Origin of the sequence: Streptomyces olivaceoviridis, from assembly GCF_014650115.1 — a bacterium.
Lineage (GTDB): Bacteria > Actinomycetota > Actinomycetes > Streptomycetales > Streptomycetaceae > Streptomyces > Streptomyces olivaceoviridis.
Genome location: NZ_BMUI01000009.1, coordinates 22,488 through 38,005, shown reverse-complemented (window position 1 = coordinate 38,005; position 15,518 = coordinate 22,488). Strand labels below are relative to the sequence as shown.

General features: G+C 71.0%; 17 protein-coding genes. 3 read left to right on the top strand and 14 right to left on the bottom strand.

Going from position 1 to position 15,518, the window contains the following annotated elements; translation table 11 throughout:
• The first annotated feature begins 26 nt into the window (after window positions 1-26).
• Window positions 27-893, top strand: coding sequence for a MaoC family dehydratase (locus tag IE273_RS18845; RefSeq protein ID WP_189816370.1), 867 nt, complete (start codon window positions 27-29; stop codon window positions 891-893).
• An 81-nt stretch (window positions 894-974) separates the two neighbouring features.
• Here IE273_RS18845 and IE273_RS18840 read toward each other — a convergent pair whose 3' ends face one another.
• The 9 genes from IE273_RS18840 to IE273_RS18800 form a co-directional block, all read right to left on the bottom strand.
• Window positions 975-1,625 carry a TetR/AcrR family transcriptional regulator gene (locus tag IE273_RS18840; RefSeq protein WP_189816369.1) on the bottom strand — a complete coding sequence of 217 codons (651 nt, stop codon included), beginning with the start codon at window positions 1,623-1,625 and terminating at the stop codon, window positions 975-977.
• 31 nt (window positions 1,626-1,656) lie between these two features.
• On the bottom strand, window positions 1,657-1,965 hold the full coding sequence (locus IE273_RS18835) for a DUF4229 domain-containing protein (protein WP_014674255.1): 309 nt from the start codon (window positions 1,963-1,965) through the stop codon (window positions 1,657-1,659).
• An 81-nt stretch (window positions 1,966-2,046) separates the two neighbouring features.
• Window positions 2,047-2,571, bottom strand: coding sequence for a GNAT family N-acetyltransferase (locus IE273_RS18830; RefSeq protein WP_189816368.1), 525 nt, complete (start codon window positions 2,569-2,571; stop codon window positions 2,047-2,049).
• A gap of 16 nt (window positions 2,572-2,587) precedes the next feature.
• On the bottom strand, window positions 2,588-3,235 hold the full coding sequence (locus IE273_RS18825; protein ID WP_189816367.1) for a UdgX family uracil-DNA binding protein: 648 nt from the start codon (window positions 3,233-3,235) through the stop codon (window positions 2,588-2,590).
• Between the two features lie 84 nt (window positions 3,236-3,319).
• Complete coding sequence (gene mqnE, locus IE273_RS18820) at window positions 3,320-4,483, bottom strand: aminofutalosine synthase MqnE (RefSeq protein ID WP_189816366.1); 1,164 nt, start codon at window positions 4,481-4,483, stop codon at window positions 3,320-3,322.
• Window positions 4,484-4,521: 38 nt separating this feature from the next.
• Window positions 4,522-4,977 (bottom strand): Lrp/AsnC family transcriptional regulator, encoded by a 456-nt coding sequence (locus IE273_RS18815; RefSeq protein ID WP_189816365.1) that lies wholly within the window; start codon window positions 4,975-4,977, stop codon window positions 4,522-4,524.
• Between the two features lie 57 nt (window positions 4,978-5,034).
• Complete coding sequence (locus IE273_RS18810; protein ID WP_189816364.1) at window positions 5,035-5,685, bottom strand: UbiX family flavin prenyltransferase; 651 nt, start codon at window positions 5,683-5,685, stop codon at window positions 5,035-5,037.
• Window positions 5,686-5,764: 79 nt separating this feature from the next.
• Entirely contained in the window at window positions 5,765-6,667 is a 903-nt protein-coding gene (gene mqnP, locus IE273_RS18805) for a menaquinone biosynthesis prenyltransferase MqnP (RefSeq protein WP_189816363.1), read from the bottom strand.
• On the bottom strand, window positions 6,664-8,121 hold the full coding sequence (locus IE273_RS18800; RefSeq protein WP_189816362.1) for a menaquinone biosynthesis decarboxylase: 1,458 nt from the start codon (window positions 8,119-8,121) through the stop codon (window positions 6,664-6,666). Before IE273_RS18800 ends, mqnP begins: the two co-directional genes overlap by 4 nt.
• Window positions 8,122-8,204: 83 nt before the next feature.
• On the opposite strand from IE273_RS18800, the gene IE273_RS18795 reads away from it, so the two are divergent.
• Together IE273_RS18795 and IE273_RS18790 are read left to right on the top strand one after the other, a co-directional pair.
• On the top strand, window positions 8,205-9,167 hold the full coding sequence (locus tag IE273_RS18795) for an isopenicillin N synthase family dioxygenase (RefSeq protein WP_189816361.1): 963 nt from the start codon (window positions 8,205-8,207) through the stop codon (window positions 9,165-9,167).
• A 155-nt stretch (window positions 9,168-9,322) separates the two neighbouring features.
• Entirely contained in the window at window positions 9,323-10,729 is a 1,407-nt protein-coding gene (locus tag IE273_RS18790) for a condensation domain-containing protein (protein ID WP_189816360.1), read from the top strand.
• A 4-nt stretch (window positions 10,730-10,733) separates the two neighbouring features.
• Here IE273_RS18790 and IE273_RS18785 read toward each other — a convergent pair whose 3' ends face one another.
• From IE273_RS18785 to IE273_RS18765, 5 genes are all read right to left on the bottom strand, one after another.
• Window positions 10,734-11,141, bottom strand: a complete 408-nt coding sequence (locus tag IE273_RS18785) for an SRPBCC domain-containing protein (protein WP_189816359.1) — start codon at window positions 11,139-11,141, stop codon at window positions 10,734-10,736.
• 118 nt (window positions 11,142-11,259) lie between these two features.
• Window positions 11,260-12,360 carry a c-type cytochrome biogenesis protein CcsB gene (gene ccsB, locus IE273_RS18780; protein ID WP_189816358.1) on the bottom strand — a complete coding sequence of 367 codons (1,101 nt, stop codon included), beginning with the start codon at window positions 12,358-12,360 and terminating at the stop codon, window positions 11,260-11,262.
• Window positions 12,357-14,066 carry a cytochrome c biogenesis protein ResB gene (resB, locus tag IE273_RS18775; RefSeq protein WP_189816357.1) on the bottom strand — a complete coding sequence of 570 codons (1,710 nt, stop codon included), beginning with the start codon at window positions 14,064-14,066 and terminating at the stop codon, window positions 12,357-12,359. The genes ccsB and resB overlap by 4 nt, the downstream gene beginning before the upstream one ends.
• A 3-nt stretch (window positions 14,067-14,069) precedes the next feature.
• Window positions 14,070-14,843, bottom strand: coding sequence for a cytochrome c biogenesis CcdA family protein (locus tag IE273_RS18770; RefSeq protein WP_189816356.1), 774 nt, complete (start codon window positions 14,841-14,843; stop codon window positions 14,070-14,072).
• Between the two features lies 1 nt (window position 14,844).
• Window positions 14,845-15,435, bottom strand: a complete 591-nt coding sequence (locus tag IE273_RS18765) for a TlpA family protein disulfide reductase (protein ID WP_189816355.1) — start codon at window positions 15,433-15,435, stop codon at window positions 14,845-14,847.
• Between the last annotated feature and the right edge of the window lie 83 nt (window positions 15,436-15,518).

Sequence of the window (15,518 nt, the reverse complement as noted above, 5' to 3'; positions counted from 1 at the left end):
CGAACCGAGTCGCTCGGGAGTCGCAGATGGCCGACCGCTACCTCAGCCCGACCGCCGTCACCCTGACCGCGCCCCCCGCGCTGGCCCCGCTGCTCGCCCGGGGCGCCCTGCGCTCGCCCTTCAAACGCCCCGCCCCCGACGCGGCCTTCCCGCGCACCCGCCTGGTGCTGCCCGGCGTGCGCGTGGACCTGACGAAGCTGACCGCGTACGAGCGGGTCTGCGGCTTCCCGACCGGCGAGCCCGACCTGCCGGTCACCTACCCCCACGTCCTCGGCTTCCCGCTGGCCATGCGGCTGATGAGCGGGCGGGACTTCCCGCTGCCGCTGCTGGGGCTGGTGCACACGTCGATCGAGATCACGCGGAGCGCCGCGCCGGCGGCCGACAGGGAGTACGAACTCGGCGTGTGGATCGCGGGGTTGGCCGCGCACCGGCGGGGGACGGAGGCGACGGTGGTGACGGAGCTGCGGTCGGGCGGGAGCGCGGTGTGGGAGTCCCGGAGCACGTACCTGGCCCGGCACCGCACCGGCCCCGGTACGCCACCCGAGCCACGCGAGGACGCCGGCGCCGCGCTGCCCGCCGTCGCCGAGTGGAGCCTCGCCGGGGACGTGGGGCGGCGGTACGGCGCCGCGTCCGGCGACCGCAACCCCATCCACCTGCACCCCCTCACCGCCCGCCTCTTCGGCTTCCCCTGCGCCATCGCCCACGGCATGTGGACCCTGGCCCGCTGCCTGGCCGCCCATGGCATGAACGGCCCCGCCGTGGTGCGGGCGCGGTTCAGGGCGCCGGTGTTGCTGCCGGGGACGGTGGTGTACGGGACGGACGGGAGCGGGCGGTTCGAGTTGCGGGGTGAGGACGGGCGGGTGCACGTAGAGGGGGACGTGCGGGGGAACTGAGGGCCGTTGCCGGGTGCGGGCGGACGGGGGTCGCCCGCGCGGTTCTCCGCACCGGTTCGCCCGCGCGGCTCCCCGCGCCCCTCAGGCCGGCTCGGTCGGCGGTGTCCACACCTGGCCCCGCATCAGGTTGCCCAGGCCCGCCCACGCGAAGTTCATCAGGGTGGCCGCGGCCTGGCGGGCCGTCGTGCCCGGGGTGGCGTTGGCCCAGGCGGCGAGGGACTCGGCGGCGCCGACCAGGGCCTCGGCCAGCCCCGCCACCTCGTGTTCCGGCAGGTCGGGGTCCCGGTGGGCCTTGCGGGCGGCGACCGCGACCAGCCGGGTCACGAACGCGACGATCTCCGCGCGCATCGCGGCGACCTCGGCCGCGAAGGGCTCCCCGTGCGTACGGGCCTGGAGGTGCAGCACCGACCAGCCGTCGGGGTGCTCGGCGGTGTGCGCGAAGAACGCCCGCAGGCCGTCCCAGAGTTGCCGGTCGGCGGGCAGCCCCGGCCGGACACCCGCGCGCACGGCCTCCGTGAGCGCGGCGGCCTCGCGGCGGATGCACGCGGTGAAGAGGTCTTCCTTCGAGTTCAGGTACAGGTAGACCAACGGCTTGGACACGCCCGCCAGTTCGGCGATCTCGTCCATCGACGCGGCCATGTACCCGCGCTGCCCGAAGATCCGTACGGCAGCGTCGAGCATCTGCTGCTCCCGCACCGCCCTCGGCATCCGTTTGGTCTTGACGGCACCCATGAGGGCAAGCCTAGTTGGGCCGGCGGCCCGATCAGCCGGACGTGGTGGCCCCGCCCTGCGCCCGCGAGGCGTCGACCGCCTCGTCCTCCTGGCTGCGGTTGGCGTCCAGGTTGGCCTTCATCCGGTCGACCTTGTGCACGATCTGCACGGAGGCCCGGTCCCGCTCCTTGCGCAGCGCCACCCAGCTGATCGGTGCGGAGAGGACCAGGGCGAGCAGCAGGACCCACAGTCCGTTGGACTCGCCGAAGCCGCGCGGGAAGATGCCCGAGTAGACGGCTCCCCAGACGATCACGAGGCAGCCCGCGAAGATACCGAGGCGCATCAGCGTGTAGCGGAGCATCTCAATCCACTCGTCCGATTCCAAAAGGGGTCATCGTCCAGTGAAGCACGAGCGGCGGGCGGTCATGCAGGGGGGTCGGCGTCAGCGGAGCGGCAGCAGCATGATGATGTCGTCGCGGTCGTCGCCGGGCGCGACCCGGATGGCGTCCGGGACGCGGCCGACCTCCTTGTAGCCGCAGGAGCCGTAGAAGCGCTCCAGGCCCAGCCCGCCCCGGCAGGTCAGCCGGACCGCCTCGATGCCCTCCATCCCGCGCGCCGCGTCCGCGGCGGCGGCCAGCAGGTCGCGGCCGTGACCCCGGCCCTGGTGGCGGGGGTGGACCATCACCGTGTACAGCCACAGCCAGTGGGTCATCAGCCGGTGGGTGTTGCGGGTGAGGAAGGCCGCCGCCACCACCTCGCCGGCCTCGTCGTGGCCGACGAGCAGCCGGGTGCGGCCCTCGGCCATCTGCGCGAAGTGCCGCACCAGCTCCGGGCGTATCTCCTCGCGGTTCGCCGGCGCTACGAAGCCGACGGCCCCGCCCGCGTCGGTGACGTCCGCCCACAGGTCGAGGATGCCGTCGCGAAGGGCCGGGGTGATGGCGGGGTCCAGGGTGAAAGTAAGAGGCACGTCGGCAGTTTACTTATTACCCAAGGGCGTGTGCAGCCACCTTCAGGTCGGCCACCAGGCCCTGGTACGCCTGCTCGCGGTCGTCCGCGCGCAGCACGGCCGACGGATGCACGGTCGGCACCAGCCGCTCCCGCCGGCCGTGGATCTCCTCCTCCAGTACCGTCCCGCGCACCTGGCTCACCCGGAACGACGACCCCAGCAGCGCCTTGCCGGCCGTCGCGCCCAGGACCACGATCAGCTCCGGCTCCACCAGCGCCAGCTCGGCCGCGAGCCAGGGGCCGCAGGCCGTCATCTCGCGCAGGCTCGGCGCCTTGTGGATACGGCGCTTGCGGGGCTCGGCCCGGGTGAACTTGAAGTGCTTGACCGCGTTGGTGACGTAGGCCGCGGAGGGGTCGATGCCGGCTTCCGCCAGGGCCCGGTCGAGCAGCTTGCCGGCGGGCCCGACGAAGGGCCTGCCCTGCCGGTCCTCCTGATCGCCGGGCTGCTCCCCCACGAGCATCACGCGGGCGTCGGTGTCCCCGGCGCCGAAGACGGTCTGGGTGGCGGCGCGGTGCAGCGGGCAACCGCGGCAGTCCGCGGCGGCTTGGCGGAGAACGTCCAGGCCGGCTCCCTCGGGAACGAAGGGAGCCGCGTCGTACCGGTCTTCGGGTGCCTTCGTGGGCATGCGCCCCGAGTACCCACCCGGGGGCGCGGGGAACTGCGCGACCAGCCCCCGCGCTCCCGCAGCCGCACGGCTACGTGCCGCGCCTCACACCCGCATCGGCTGGGGGGACTCCCGGCGCTCCGGGTCCGGGCCCTCGTACTCGCGGATGATCTCGTACCGCGTGTTCCGCTCCACCGGGCGGAAGCCCGCGTCGCGGATCAGTTCCAGCAGGTCCTCGCGGGTCAGCTTGTTCGGCGTGCCGAAGTTGTCCGCGTCGTGGGTGATCTTGTACTCCACCACCGACCCGTCCATGTCGTCGGCGCCGTGCTGGAGGGCGAGCTGGGCGGTCTGCACGCCGTGCATGACCCAGAAGACCTTGACGTGCGGGACGTTGTCGAACAGCAGCCGGGACACCGCGAAGGTCTTCAGCGCCTCCGCGCCGGTCGCCATCTGGGTGCGCGCCTGGAGGGTGTTGCGTACCTTGCCGTCCTTCATGTCCACGAAGTCGTGCTGGTAGCGCAGCGGGATGAAGACCTGGAAGCCGCCGGTCTCGTCCTGGAGCTCGCGCAGGCGCAGGACGTGGTCGACGCGGTGGCGGGGCTCCTCGATGTGGCCGTACAGCATGGTGCACGGGGTCTTCAGACCCTTCTCGTGCGCCAGGCGGTGGATACGGGACCAGTCCTCCCAGTGGGTCTTGTGGTCCACGATGTGCTGCCGGACCTCCCAGTCGAAGATCTCGGCGCCGCCGCCGGTCAGCGACTCCAGGCCCGCGTCGATCAGCTCGTCGAGGATCTCGGAGGCCGACAGGCCGCTGATGGTCTCGAAGTGGTGGATCTCCGTCGCCGTGAAGGCCTTCAGGGAGACGTTCGGCAGGGCCTTCTTCAGCTCGCGCAGGGAACGCGGGTAGTACCGCCACGGCAGGTTCGGGTGCAGGCCGTTGACGATGTGCAGCTCGGTGAGGTTCTCCGACTCCATCGCCTGGGCGAGCTTGACGGCCTCCTCGATGCGCATCGTGTACGCGTCCTTCTCGCCCGGCTTGCGCTGGAACGAGCAGTAGGCGCACGAGGCCGTGCACACGTTGGTCATGTTCAGGTGCCGGTTGACGTTGAAGTGGACGACGTCACCGTTCTTGCGGGTCCGCACCTCGTGGGCGAGCCCGCCGAGCCAGGCCAGGTCGTCCGACTCGTACAGCGCGATGCCGTCCTCGCGGGTCAGCCGCTCACCGGAGCGGACCTTCTCCTCCAGCTCGCGCTTGAGCCCGACGTCCATACCCACACCTTTCTACGACAACGCGACCCACGGTATCCCTAGACCTCGTCCGGCAGTTCCCCGACCCGGTTCTCCCACTTGGTGGACAGCACGATCGTGGTACGGGTGCGGGAGACGCCCTTCGTCCCGCTGAGCCGGCGGATGGTCTTCTCCAGGCCGTCCACGTCCGTCGAGCGGACCTTGAGCATGAAGGAGTCGTCACCGGCGATGAACCAGCAGTCCTCGATCTCCGGCAGGTCCCGCAGCCGCTGGGCGACGTCCTCGTGGTCGGCGGCGTCGGACAGCGAGATGCCGATCAGGGCGATGACGCCGAGGCCGAGGGAGGCCGCGTCCACCGTGGCGCGGTAGCCGGTGATGACACCGGCCGCCTCCAGCCGGTTGATGCGGTCGGTGACGCTGGGGCCCGACAGGCCGACCAGGCGCCCCAGCTCCGCGTACGAGGCCCGGCCGTTCTCCCTCAGGGCCTGGATGAGCTGCCTGTCCACCGCGTCCATGCGATCGAAGCCTTCCGGTGAAAGTTCCTGGAGTGATGAGGGGTACTGCTGCTTGCCTTACGTGCCGGGCGTGCCGCCGCCCAGCTCGCCCTTCCAGCGCCGGTACAGGCCGTGTGCGACACCGGCCGCGTCCAGCACGCGGCCGGCGACGAAGTCCACCAGGTCCTGGATGTGGGTGGCGCCCGCGTAGAAGGCGGGCGAGGCCGGGACGACCGTGGCGCCGGCGTCGTCCAGCGCGACGAGGTGGCGCAGCGTCTGCCCGTTCAACGGGGTCTCCCGTACGGCCACGACCAGCGTCCGGCGCTCCTTCAGTGTGACGCTCGCCGCACGCTGGAGCAGATCCTTGGAGAGGCCGAGCGCCACACCGGCCACCGAGGCGGTGGAGGCGGGCACGATGAGCATGCCCTTCGCCGGGTACGACCCCGAGGACGGGCCGGCGGCGAGGTCGCCCGCGCTCCAGTACCGCACCCCGCTGATGTCCACGTCGAAGGTGCCGGGCTTGCCGTCGGCGCCACGGGCCAGCCATTCCCGCAGGTCGTCCTGCCAGTGGGCGTCCCGGAACGAGATGCCCGTCTCGTCCAGCAGCGTCAGCCGCGAGGCCCGGCTGACCACGAGGTCCACCGCTTCCCCGGCCTCCAGCAGCGCCCGCAGCGCGGCAGCGGCATACGGCGTCCCGGAAGCTCCGGACACCCCCACGATCCAAGGCACACGCTGCGTTTCTCCTGCGTTCACACCTTGAGCGTACCGGCGCGCCCGACCGCCCTCAGGCCGGGTGGTGCCGGGCTGCTCACACGGTCAGACCGCGTACGAGGAGATCGAGCAGCGCGCACACGAACAGGGCGATGCCGATGAAGCCGTTGACCGAGAAGAACGCCCTGTTCAGGCGGGACAGGTCGTGGGGCCGGACGATGGAGTGCTCGTAGAGGAAGGCGCCGGCGACGATCAGCAGGCCCAGCCAGAAGAACGCTCCGGCGTGGGTGGCCAGGCCGTACCAGACGAACAGGGCCGTGGTGATCGTGTGGCACACCCGCGCACCCCAGATCGCGGCCGGGATGCCGAAGCGGGCCGGGACCGACAGGACGCCGATCTCACGGTCGGTCTCGACGTCCTGGCAGGCGTAGATCAGGTCGAAGCCGCCGATCCAGATGCCGACGGCGAGGCCGAGGATCACCGCCGTCCAGGACCACTCGCCGCTGATCGCCAGCCAGCCGCCGATGGGGCCCATGGACTGGGCGAGACCCAGGATGGCCTGCGGGAAGTTCGTGAACCGCTTCCCGTAGGGGTAGACCACCATCGGGACCACCGCCACCGGCGCGAGCGCCAGGCAGAGGGGGTTCAGCAGGGCCGCCGCGCCCAGGAAGACCACCAGGGCGATCAGCGCGCCCGTCCAGGCGTGCCTGACCGACATCGCTCCGGTGACGAGCTCGCGGTGGGCCGTGCGCGGGTTCCGGGCGTCGATCTCGCGGTCGATGATCCGGTTGACCGCCATGGCGAAGGTGCGCAGGCCGACCATGCAGATCGTGACCAGGAGCAGACGGCCCCAGTGGATGTTCCGGTCCCACTCGTACATCGCCGTGAGGGAGGCGATGTAGGCGAAGGGGAGCGCGAAGACCGAGTGCTCGATCATCACCAGGCGCAGGAACGCCTTGGTGCGGCCGGGCCGGGGGATGGCGGCGGAGGCCGAGGTCACAGTCCGTACTCCTTCCAGCGGCGGTCCACCAGGGCCGCCGCATCCGGGTCCGACAGGACCATGTCGGGCCAGCCGCCGTCGCGGGTGTAGCCCTCCTCGGGCCACTTCCGCGTCGCGTCGATGCCCGCTTTGCCGCCCCAGAACTGCTGGTAGGAGGCGTGGTCCAGGTGGTCGACGGGGCCCTCCACGACCGTGAGGTCGCGGGCGTAGTCGGTGTTGCCGAGGGCCCGCCAGGCGACCTCGTGCAGGTCGTGCACGTCGCAGTCGGCGTCCACGACCACGATCAGCTTGGTCAGGGACATCATGTGCGCCCCCCAGATCGCGTGCATCACCTTCTGCGCGTGCTTCGGGTACTTCTTGTCGATCGAGACGATCGCGCAGTTGTGGAAGCCGCCGGCCTCGGGCAGGTGGTAGTCCACGATGTCCGGGACGATGATCTTGAGCAGGGGCAGGAAGAAGCGTTCCGTGGCGCGGCCGAGCGGACCGTCCTCCGTCGGGGGGCGGCCGACGACGATCGACTGGAGCAGGGGGCGCCTGCGCATCGTCACGCAGTCGATCCTCAGGGCCGGGAAGGGTTCCTGCGGGGTGTAGAAGCCGGTGTGGTCGCCGAAGGGACCCTCGGGCAGCATCTCGCCGGGTTCCAGCCAGCCCTCCAGGACCACCTCGGCGTTGGCCGGGACCTGGAGCGGGACCGTCTTGCAGTCGACCATCTCGATCCGCTTGCCCGCGAGGAAGCCGGCGAAGAGGTATTCGTCGATGTCGCCGGGGAGCGGGGCGGTGGAGGCGTACGTCACCGCGGGCGGGCACCCGAAGGCGATGGCCACCGGAAGCCGCTCGCCCCTGCGCGCGGCCACCTGGTAGTGGTTCCGGCTGTCCTTGTGGATCTGCCAGTGCATGCCGATGGTGCGCTTGTCGTGGCGCTGGAGGCGGTACAGGCCCAGGTTCCGGATGCCGGTCTCGGGGTCCTTGGTGTGGGTCAGGCCCAGGTTGAAGAAGGAGCCGCCGTCCTTCGGCCAGGTGAACAGCGCCGGGAGCCGGTCGAGGTCGACGTCGTCGCCCTGGAGGACGACCTCCTGCACCGGCGCGTTGTCGGGCTTCACCTTCTTCGGCGGGACGTGGGCCATCGCGCCGAGCTTGCCGAAGGCCTCGCGGACGCCGACGAAGCCGTGCGGCAGCTCGGGCCGCAGCAGGCCGCCGATCTTCTCCGAGATCTCGCCGTACGACTTCAGGCCCAGCGCCTTCAGCAGCCGGCGGTCGGTGCCGTACACGTTCATGGCGAGGGGCATGTCCGAGCCGCGCACGTTCTCGAAGAGCAGCGCCGGGCCGCCGGACTTCTGCACCCGGTCGACGATCTCCCCGACTTCCAGGTACGGGTCGACCTCGGCCTTGATGCGCTTGAGGTCGCCCTCGCGCTCCAGCGCCCGGAGGAGGGAGCGAAGATCGTCGTAAGCCATGTGCCCAAGTATCGCCGACGTACCGCTTTGTCCCTGCGGCCACCCCCGGAAGCCGGGTCCGCAGGGCGCCGGGGAGTGGAAACATGGCTGGTGTGATTCCCACCATCGATCTGCGGATCTGGACCCAGGGGGACGCGATGCGGCGGGCCGTGCTCGCCGGCACCGTCGACCAGGCCCTGCAATCCGCCGGCTTCCTGCTGGTCACCGGGCACGGCGTGGACCCCGCGCTGCGGGCCCGGATCCGGTCGGCCGCCCGGGAGTTCTTCCTGCTGCCCGCCGGGGCCAAGCAGCGCTACGCGGCGAAGGTCGGCGGGCGCGGCTGGCTCGGGCCGGGCGCCGAGGCCAACGGGTACGCGGAGGGCACCGAGACCCCGCCGGACCTGAAGGAGTCGCTGACCTTCGCCACCGCCGAGCCGTTCGAGGACCCGGTCGTCAACGCCGAGTGGTACGCGCCCAACGTGTGGCCGGCGGAGGTGCCCGCGCTGCGCGGGCTGTGCGAGGAGTACCTGGGCCGGATGGTCGCGCTGGAGAAGGAGCTGCTCGCCCTGCTGGCCTGCGCGCTCGGGCTCGGCGCCGACTTCTTCACCCGGCACATGGACCACCCGACGTACGGCTTCAACATCAACTGGTACCCGGGCACGGAGATCGTCGGCACGCCCGAGCCGGGGCAGTTCCGGATCGGGCCGCACACCGACTTCGGGACCGTCACCGTCCTCGACCGGCAGGCCGGCAAGGGCGGGCTCCAGGTGTACACCGACGCGGACGGCTGGCAGGACGCGCCGTACGACCCGGCCGCGTTCACGGTCAACATCGGTGACCTGCTGGCCCGTTGGACCGGGGACCGGTGGCGGTCCGGGCGGCACCGGGTGCTGCCGCCGCCCGTCGACGCGCCCGCCGAGGAGCTGATCTCGCTCGTCTACTTCGGCGAGTGCACCCCGGGCACACTGGTGGAGTCCCTTCCGGCGCCGGTGGGCCGGGTGGTGTACCCGCCCGTCGACTCGCACGTGTACCTCCGCGAGAAGCTGGACTCGATCACCGTCGAGTGACCCCCTGACCGGTCACCGACCGTTATTCACTTCCGCGTTCGGCCCGCCACCCGTTCCGTTGAAATGAACCGGCCGGGCATGTCCCGCCCGCGTCCCACGGCATTGGCTTCCAGGGGGGCCCGTATCCAGGGGCCCCCTTCTGCGATGGGAGACGCGTGCGAATCACTGACATCCAGCGCTGCGAGGTCCGGCCGGGACGGCTCGTCGAGTGGACGTTGAGCCCGGCGACCGTCGCGGCGGCGACGGCGCTCCCGGAGGACTCCCGGCCGCCCGCCTACATCCAGGAGTCGCACATCAGGACGGCCAGGTGCGTCCGGGAGGACGGGCTGTTCGTGCCGACCTGGCTCGGCACCGCCTTCGACCTGCCCGGCCCGGTCGACCTCGACGTGCTGGAGCGGGCGCTGCGCGCCTGGACCGTGCGGCACGAGACGCTGCGCAGCGGCTTCCGCTGGGCCGGTGACGAACTGCGCCGGTTCACGCTCGACGCGGCCGACGTGTCCCTGCGCCGGGCGGAGGTGGGCGACTTCCCCGACGCCGGCGACCTCGTCCGGCACCTCCAGGAGCGCTTCGACACGGTCGCGGACGCGCTGCGCTGGCCCAACCTGATCTACACGGCGGTCGTCCGGGACGACGGCGCGAGCGTCTACCTGGCCTTCGACCACAGCAACGTCGACGCCTACTCCCTGCACCGGCTGGTCGCCGAGATCCACGAGCTGTACGCGGCGGGCCTGGCCGGCCGGGAACCGGACTCCGCCACGCCCGCCGCGAGTTACGTCGACTTCTGCGAGATCGAGCGCGCGGACGCGGACGGTATCGACGGCCGGCACGCGTTCGTGGACCGCTGGCGGGAGTTCATCCACCGCTGCGACGGCACGCTGCCGGGCTTCCCGGTGGACCTGGGGCTGACCCCGGGCGGCCCGCTGCCCACGCAGCGGATGCTGTGCGAGCCGCTGGCGGACGCGGACGCGGCGGCGGCGTTCGAGGCGTACTGCCGGCCGTACGGCGGCAGCCCGGTCGGGCTGCTGGCCGCGACCGGGCTGATCGTGCACGAACTCGGCGGGCAGCCGGTGTACCGGACGGTGGTGCCCTTCCACACCCGGGTGAAGTCGCGGTGGACGGACTCGGTGGGCTGGTACGTGGGCGGCGCCCCGATCGAGGTGCCCGTGGGCCGCACCCGTGGCTTCCCGGAGGCCCTGCGGGCGGTGCGCGCCGAACTCCAGGCGAACCGGTCGCTGGCCCGGATGCCGCTGGCCCGGGTGCTGAGCCTGCTCGGCGCGGACTTCCGGCCGACCTCCCCCGACCTGTACTCGATCGTGTCGTACGTCGACACCCGCGCCATCCCGGGCGCCGAGCGGTGGGCGGAGCTGAAGGCGTACGGACTGATGCGGGTGTCGTACGGCGACCAGGTGTGCGTGTGGGTGAACCGGCTGCCCGACGGGCTGTGGCTGGCGATCCGGTACCCGGACACGGACGTCGCGGCGAAGAACATGCGGCTGTACGTCGAGCGGCTGCGGGACCGGATCGCCTCGGTGGCCCACGACAGCCTGCCCGCGGTCTCCTAGGCGCTCAGCTCCGCCCCGGCTCCAGCGCCTCGATCAGGCGCTCGAAACGGCTCCGCCAGCGCTGTTCCGAGTCCTCCTCGCCCTGGAACTCATGGGTGAAGCGGAGCACGCTGCCGTCCTCCCCGTCCCGCTCCAGATGGAACCGGAGCCGCCCGCCGCCCCCGACCGTGTACTCCGCGACCCGGTCCACGTCCCACGCGGTGACCTGCCCGTCGCCCAGGTCACGCAGGGTGACCGCGCCGCCGAGCCGGGGTTCGAACACGTCGGCGGCGGTGAACCAGGACGCCAGCCCCTCGGGCGTGGCCAGCGCGGCCCAGACCTCCTCCATGCGCCGGGGGAGCCGCACCACGAAGTGCAGGATGTGCGTGTTCCCGTGCGTCTGGCTGGTGCCCTGTGCGATGGAACCGCTCATGACACCAGCCTGCCCCCGGGCCCGGGGATGCGCACGTGGTCAGGGCCCGCCTCCGGACGGCGAAGGCCGGTTCCCGTGACCCGGGTCACGGGAACCGGCCCTCTCCCGGCGGTGGCGGTCACACGCCCGCGTAGGAGTGCTTGCCGCTGACGAAGATGTTGACGCCGTAGTAGTTGAACAGCCAGCAGCCGAAGGCGATCAGCGCCAGGTAGGCGGCCTTGCGGCCCTTCCAGCCGGCCGTGGCCCGGGCGTGCAGGTAGCAGGCGTAGGCGATCCAGGTGATGAAGGACCAGGTCTCCTTCGGGTCCCAGTTCCAGTACCGGCCCCAGGCGTCGCCCGCCCAGATCGCGCCCGCGATGATCGTGAACGTCCACAGCGGGAAGACGGCCGCGTTGACCCGGTAGGCGAACTTGTCCAGGGACGCCGAGGCGGGCAGCCGCTCCAGCACCGAGGAGGCGAACTTCCCGGGCGTGCCGCCGAGCTGGAGCTTGTTCTCGTACGAGTCCTTGAACAGGTACAGGATCGTGGCGACCGCGCCGACGTAGAACACGGCACCGCAGAAGATGGCGGTGGAGACGTGGATGTACAGCCAGTACGAGTGCAGGGCCGGCACCAGCTGGTCGCTGGCCGTGTACAGCACGGTGACCGCGAGGCCGAGGTCCAGCAGGACCGTCGTGACGAGGAACAGGCCGAGCCAGCGCACGTTCTTCTTCAGCGCCAGCAGCGCGAGGTACACGCCGACGGCGACCGTGGAGAAGGTGATGTTGAACTCGTACATGTTGCCCCACGGCGCCCGCTCCACGGAGGCCGCGCGGGCGACGACGCCGCCCAGCTCCACCAGGAACGCGAGCACGGTGAGGGAGATGGCGATCCGGCCGTAGAGGTCGCCCTGCTCGTCGCCGCCGTGCGCGCCGGGCCCGTCCGGCACGTCCCGCGCGCCGGACGCCGAGCGGACGACGACCTTCGGCCGCTCCAGCACGGCGGTGCCGCCGGCCCGCTTCACGGTGACGGCGGGCGCGCCCGCGCTCCGCTCGCTGCCGGCGGTGAGCGCGGCGGCCGTACGGCCGACCTTGCTGCGGCTGCCGAACAGCCACTCGGCGATGTAGGCGAAGAAGGCCAGGGTGTAGACCGCCATCGACGAGTAGATCAGCGTGTTGCTGATGCTCGCGAGGTGTTCGTTGGTCGCGGCGGCGAGATCGGTTGCGGCGGCGAGAGTCACTTCTCAGCCCCTTCGGCAGGTACGACTTGTGGGTCGGGGGTTGCTGCGGAGTCGTCGTCGGGGTCGGGTGCCCCCGGCGCCTGGTCGTAGAGGATTCCGGCGAGGTCGCCCAGCTCCTCGGGCACCTTCGCGGACTCGCTGCGGCCGAGCCCGGCCATCTCGACCACCGTGACGCCGTCGGCCCCGCGCACCGCGCGCACCCAGACCCGGCGGCGCTGGATGAACAGGGACGCGGCGAGGCCGAAGATCGCGGCGAGGGCACCGGTGAGCGCCCAGCCGCCGCCCGGCTCCTGGACGATCTCGAAGCCGGCCCACTCCTTGACATCCTTCTCGAAGGTGATGGAACCGGCGCCGTTCGGCAGCGTCATGGTCTCGCCGGGCTTGAGGTTGTCCCTCAGCTGCGCGCCCTTGGCGTCCTTGTAGTCCTTCATGTGGGCCTTGTCGAGCTGGTACACGCTCTGCGGCAAGCCCGAGTCGACGCCCAGGTCGCCGTGGTACGGCTCCAGGTTCAGCACCGGGTTCAGCAGCGCGGGGAAGGCCGAGGCGATCTCCATGCCGGCCCCGCCGTAGGTCGGCAGGAAGAAGGCCTTGATGCCGAGCTGCTCCTTCTTGCCCTTGGCGTCGCGGTAGCCGTCCATGACCTTGACGACACCCTGGGAGGTGACGTTGCCGTCGAGCGGCAGCAGCGGCACCGCGTCGCGGTAGACCACGTCGCCCTTGCCGTCCCGGACGGTGATCACGGGCGCGTAGCCATGGCTGACCAGGTAGACCTTGGAGTCGTCGATCTTCAGCGGCTCGTTGACCTTGATGGTGGTCGTGGTCTGCTTGCCGTAGGCGCCCTTGTTGTAGGTGATCTTCGCCTGGAAGGTGCGCGCGGTGCCCCTGTTGGGGCCGGTCAGCTCGTAGGTTCCCTTGAAGTCCTTCAGTTCGAAACTGAACGGGACCAGGTCGTCGGGCTCGAAGAGGCTGCCGGACTTGAAGTCGTCGTACATCGGCAGCGCGTTGGAGAAGCCGTCGCCCTCCACCATCAGCTTGGTGCCGTCGGACTTGTACAACTGGCCCGAGGCGAAGGCGACCAGCAGCACGATCAGGGCGATGTGGAAGATCAGGTTGCCCAGCTCGCGCAGGTAGCCCTTCTCGGCGGCCACCGCGTCACCGACGACGTGGGCGCGGAAGCGCCGCTTCTTCAGCAGCGCGAGCGCGGCCTCACGGACCCGCTCCGGGTCCTCGGTGGTGCGCCAGGCGGTGTGGGCGGGCAGCCGGGTCAGCCGCTTGGGCGCGCCCGGCGGACGGCCACGCAACTGGCCGACGAACTGCCAGGTGCGGGGGACGATGCAGCCGATGAGGGAGACGAACAGCAGGATGTAGATCGCGGAGAACCACACCGAGCTGTAGACGTGGAACAGGCCGAGCTTGTCGTAGACCGGTGCCAGCGTCTTGTGGGCGGCGCGGAAGTCCTCGACCTTGCTCGCGTCGGCGCCGGTCTGCGGGATCAGCGAGCCGGGGATCGCGCCGAGCGAGAGCAGCAGGAGCAGCAGCAGCGCGACCCGCATGGAGGTCAGCTGCCGCCAGAACCAGCGCGCCCAGCCGATGACACCGAGGCCGGGCAGGCTCGTCTGCTCCTCCTGCGGCGCGGTGGACAGCTGGGAGCCGGCCGCGCCCAGCTCCTCCCGGTCCTGGCTCGTGTCGGTGTCGGTGTTGCTCATCGGTCAGATCCCCACATTGAAGCCGCCGGACCAGGTCTGCATCTGCTGCACCAGACTGTTCCAGGCGCCGGTCAGCAGCAGCACACCGGTCACGATCATCATCGAGCCGCCGATGCGCGTCACCCACACATAGTGGCGCTTGACCCAGGCGAAGGCGCCGAGGGCCTTGCGGAAGCCGATCGCGGTGAGCACGAACGGCACACCGAGGCCGAGGCAGTAGACGACCATCAGCAGCGAGCCGCGGGCCGCGCTCGACTCCTGGAAGGAGAGGAAGTTCACCGAGGAGAGCGTCGGGCCCATGCAGGGCGTCCAGCCGACGCCGAAGAGGGCGCCGAGCACGGGCGCCCCCAGCAGGCCGCCCGTCGGCCGCTTGTGGAAGCGGAACTCGCGCATGGTGAACCAGGGCAGGAGTCCCATGAAGAAGACGCCCATGGCGATCATGAGCACGCCGAGCACCTTGGACAGGGTGCCCTGGTAGTCGATCAGGTTGGAGCCGAAGTAGCCGAAGAGCGCACCGCCCGAGACGAACACGGCGCTGAAGCCGAGCACGAACAGGGCGGCGCCGGCCACCATCCGCCCCCGTCTGGCCTCGGCCAGGTCGGTGCCCGCGACGCCGGTCACATAGGAGAGGTAACCGGGGACCAGCGGCAGCACACAGGGCGAGAAGAAGGAGACGAGCCCGGCGAGCAGGGCGATCGGCAGGGCGACCAGCAGGGCGCCGTGCAGGACCGTCTCGTTCTGGCCCGTCCCGGCTGCCAGCGTCAGCAGTGCGCTCACGTCACTTCTCCGCGAGGACCGGCTTGAGCATCTTCAGCAGGCCCGTGTCGTCGAGCGCCTCCAGGGCCCGTGCGGCGACCTTGCCGTCCCGGTCGATGACGAGCGTGGAGGGGATGAGCTGCGGGTTGAGGGTGCCCTTCTTGAAGCGGAGCATCAGCTTGCCCGTGGGGTCGTACAGGCTCGGGTACGTGACGCCGTGCTCCTTCTCGAAGTTCACGGCCGGGGTGGTGCTGGTGTCCCGGGTGTTGATGCCGACGAACTGGACGCCCTTGTCCTGGTACTCCTTGGAGACCTTGGCGAAGTACTGCGCCTCCTCGCGGCACGGTCCGCACCACGAGCCCCAGACGTTGACGACGACGACCTTGCCCTTGTAGTCGGCGATGTCCAGGGTCTTGCCGTCGATGGTCCTGCCCGACAGGTCCGGGGCCGTGACGCGCTTGCCGGCGGGCACGGTGTCGATGCCGTTGTTGCCGGTGACGAAGTGGGTGTCGCCACCGCCTCCGGAGGTGCCGCCCTTACCGCACGCGGACAGGGACAGGGCCGCGACGGCGGCCACGGCGCTGAGCAGGACGGCGCGGCTACGGGTACTCATGTGAAAAGTTTCGCATGCCTGTTCCGGGGATCTCGCGCGCCCCCCTGCCGGGCGGAAAACCGCATTTCAGGGCGTATTTACAC

Excerpts from the sequence above, each read along its gene's own strand:
- IE273_RS18845 (WP_189816370.1), top strand. The coding sequence starts at position 27 with ATGGCCGACCGCTACCTCAGCCCGACCGCCGTCACCCTGACCGCGCCC.
- IE273_RS18840 (WP_189816369.1), bottom strand. The coding sequence starts at position 1,625 with ATGGGTGCCGTCAAGACCAAACGGATGCCGAGGGCGGTGCGGGAGCAG.
- IE273_RS18835 (WP_014674255.1), bottom strand. The coding sequence starts at position 1,965 with ATGCTCCGCTACACGCTGATGCGCCTCGGTATCTTCGCGGGCTGCCTC.
- IE273_RS18825 (WP_189816367.1), bottom strand. The coding sequence starts at position 3,235 with ATGCCCACGAAGGCACCCGAAGACCGGTACGACGCGGCTCCCTTCGTT.
- mqnE (WP_189816366.1), bottom strand. The coding sequence starts at position 4,483 with ATGGACGTCGGGCTCAAGCGCGAGCTGGAGGAGAAGGTCCGCTCCGGT.
- IE273_RS18815 (WP_189816365.1), bottom strand. The coding sequence starts at position 4,977 with ATGGACGCGGTGGACAGGCAGCTCATCCAGGCCCTGAGGGAGAACGGC.
- IE273_RS18800 (WP_189816362.1), bottom strand. The coding sequence starts at position 8,121 with ATGGCTTACGACGATCTTCGCTCCCTCCTCCGGGCGCTGGAGCGCGAG.
- IE273_RS18795 (WP_189816361.1), top strand. The coding sequence starts at position 8,205 with ATGGCTGGTGTGATTCCCACCATCGATCTGCGGATCTGGACCCAGGGG.
- IE273_RS18785 (WP_189816359.1), bottom strand. The coding sequence starts at position 11,141 with ATGAGCGGTTCCATCGCACAGGGCACCAGCCAGACGCACGGGAACACG.
- resB (WP_189816357.1), bottom strand. The coding sequence starts at position 14,066 with ATGAGCAACACCGACACCGACACGAGCCAGGACCGGGAGGAGCTGGGC.
- IE273_RS18765 (WP_189816355.1), bottom strand. The coding sequence starts at position 15,435 with ATGAGTACCCGTAGCCGCGCCGTCCTGCTCAGCGCCGTGGCCGCCGTC.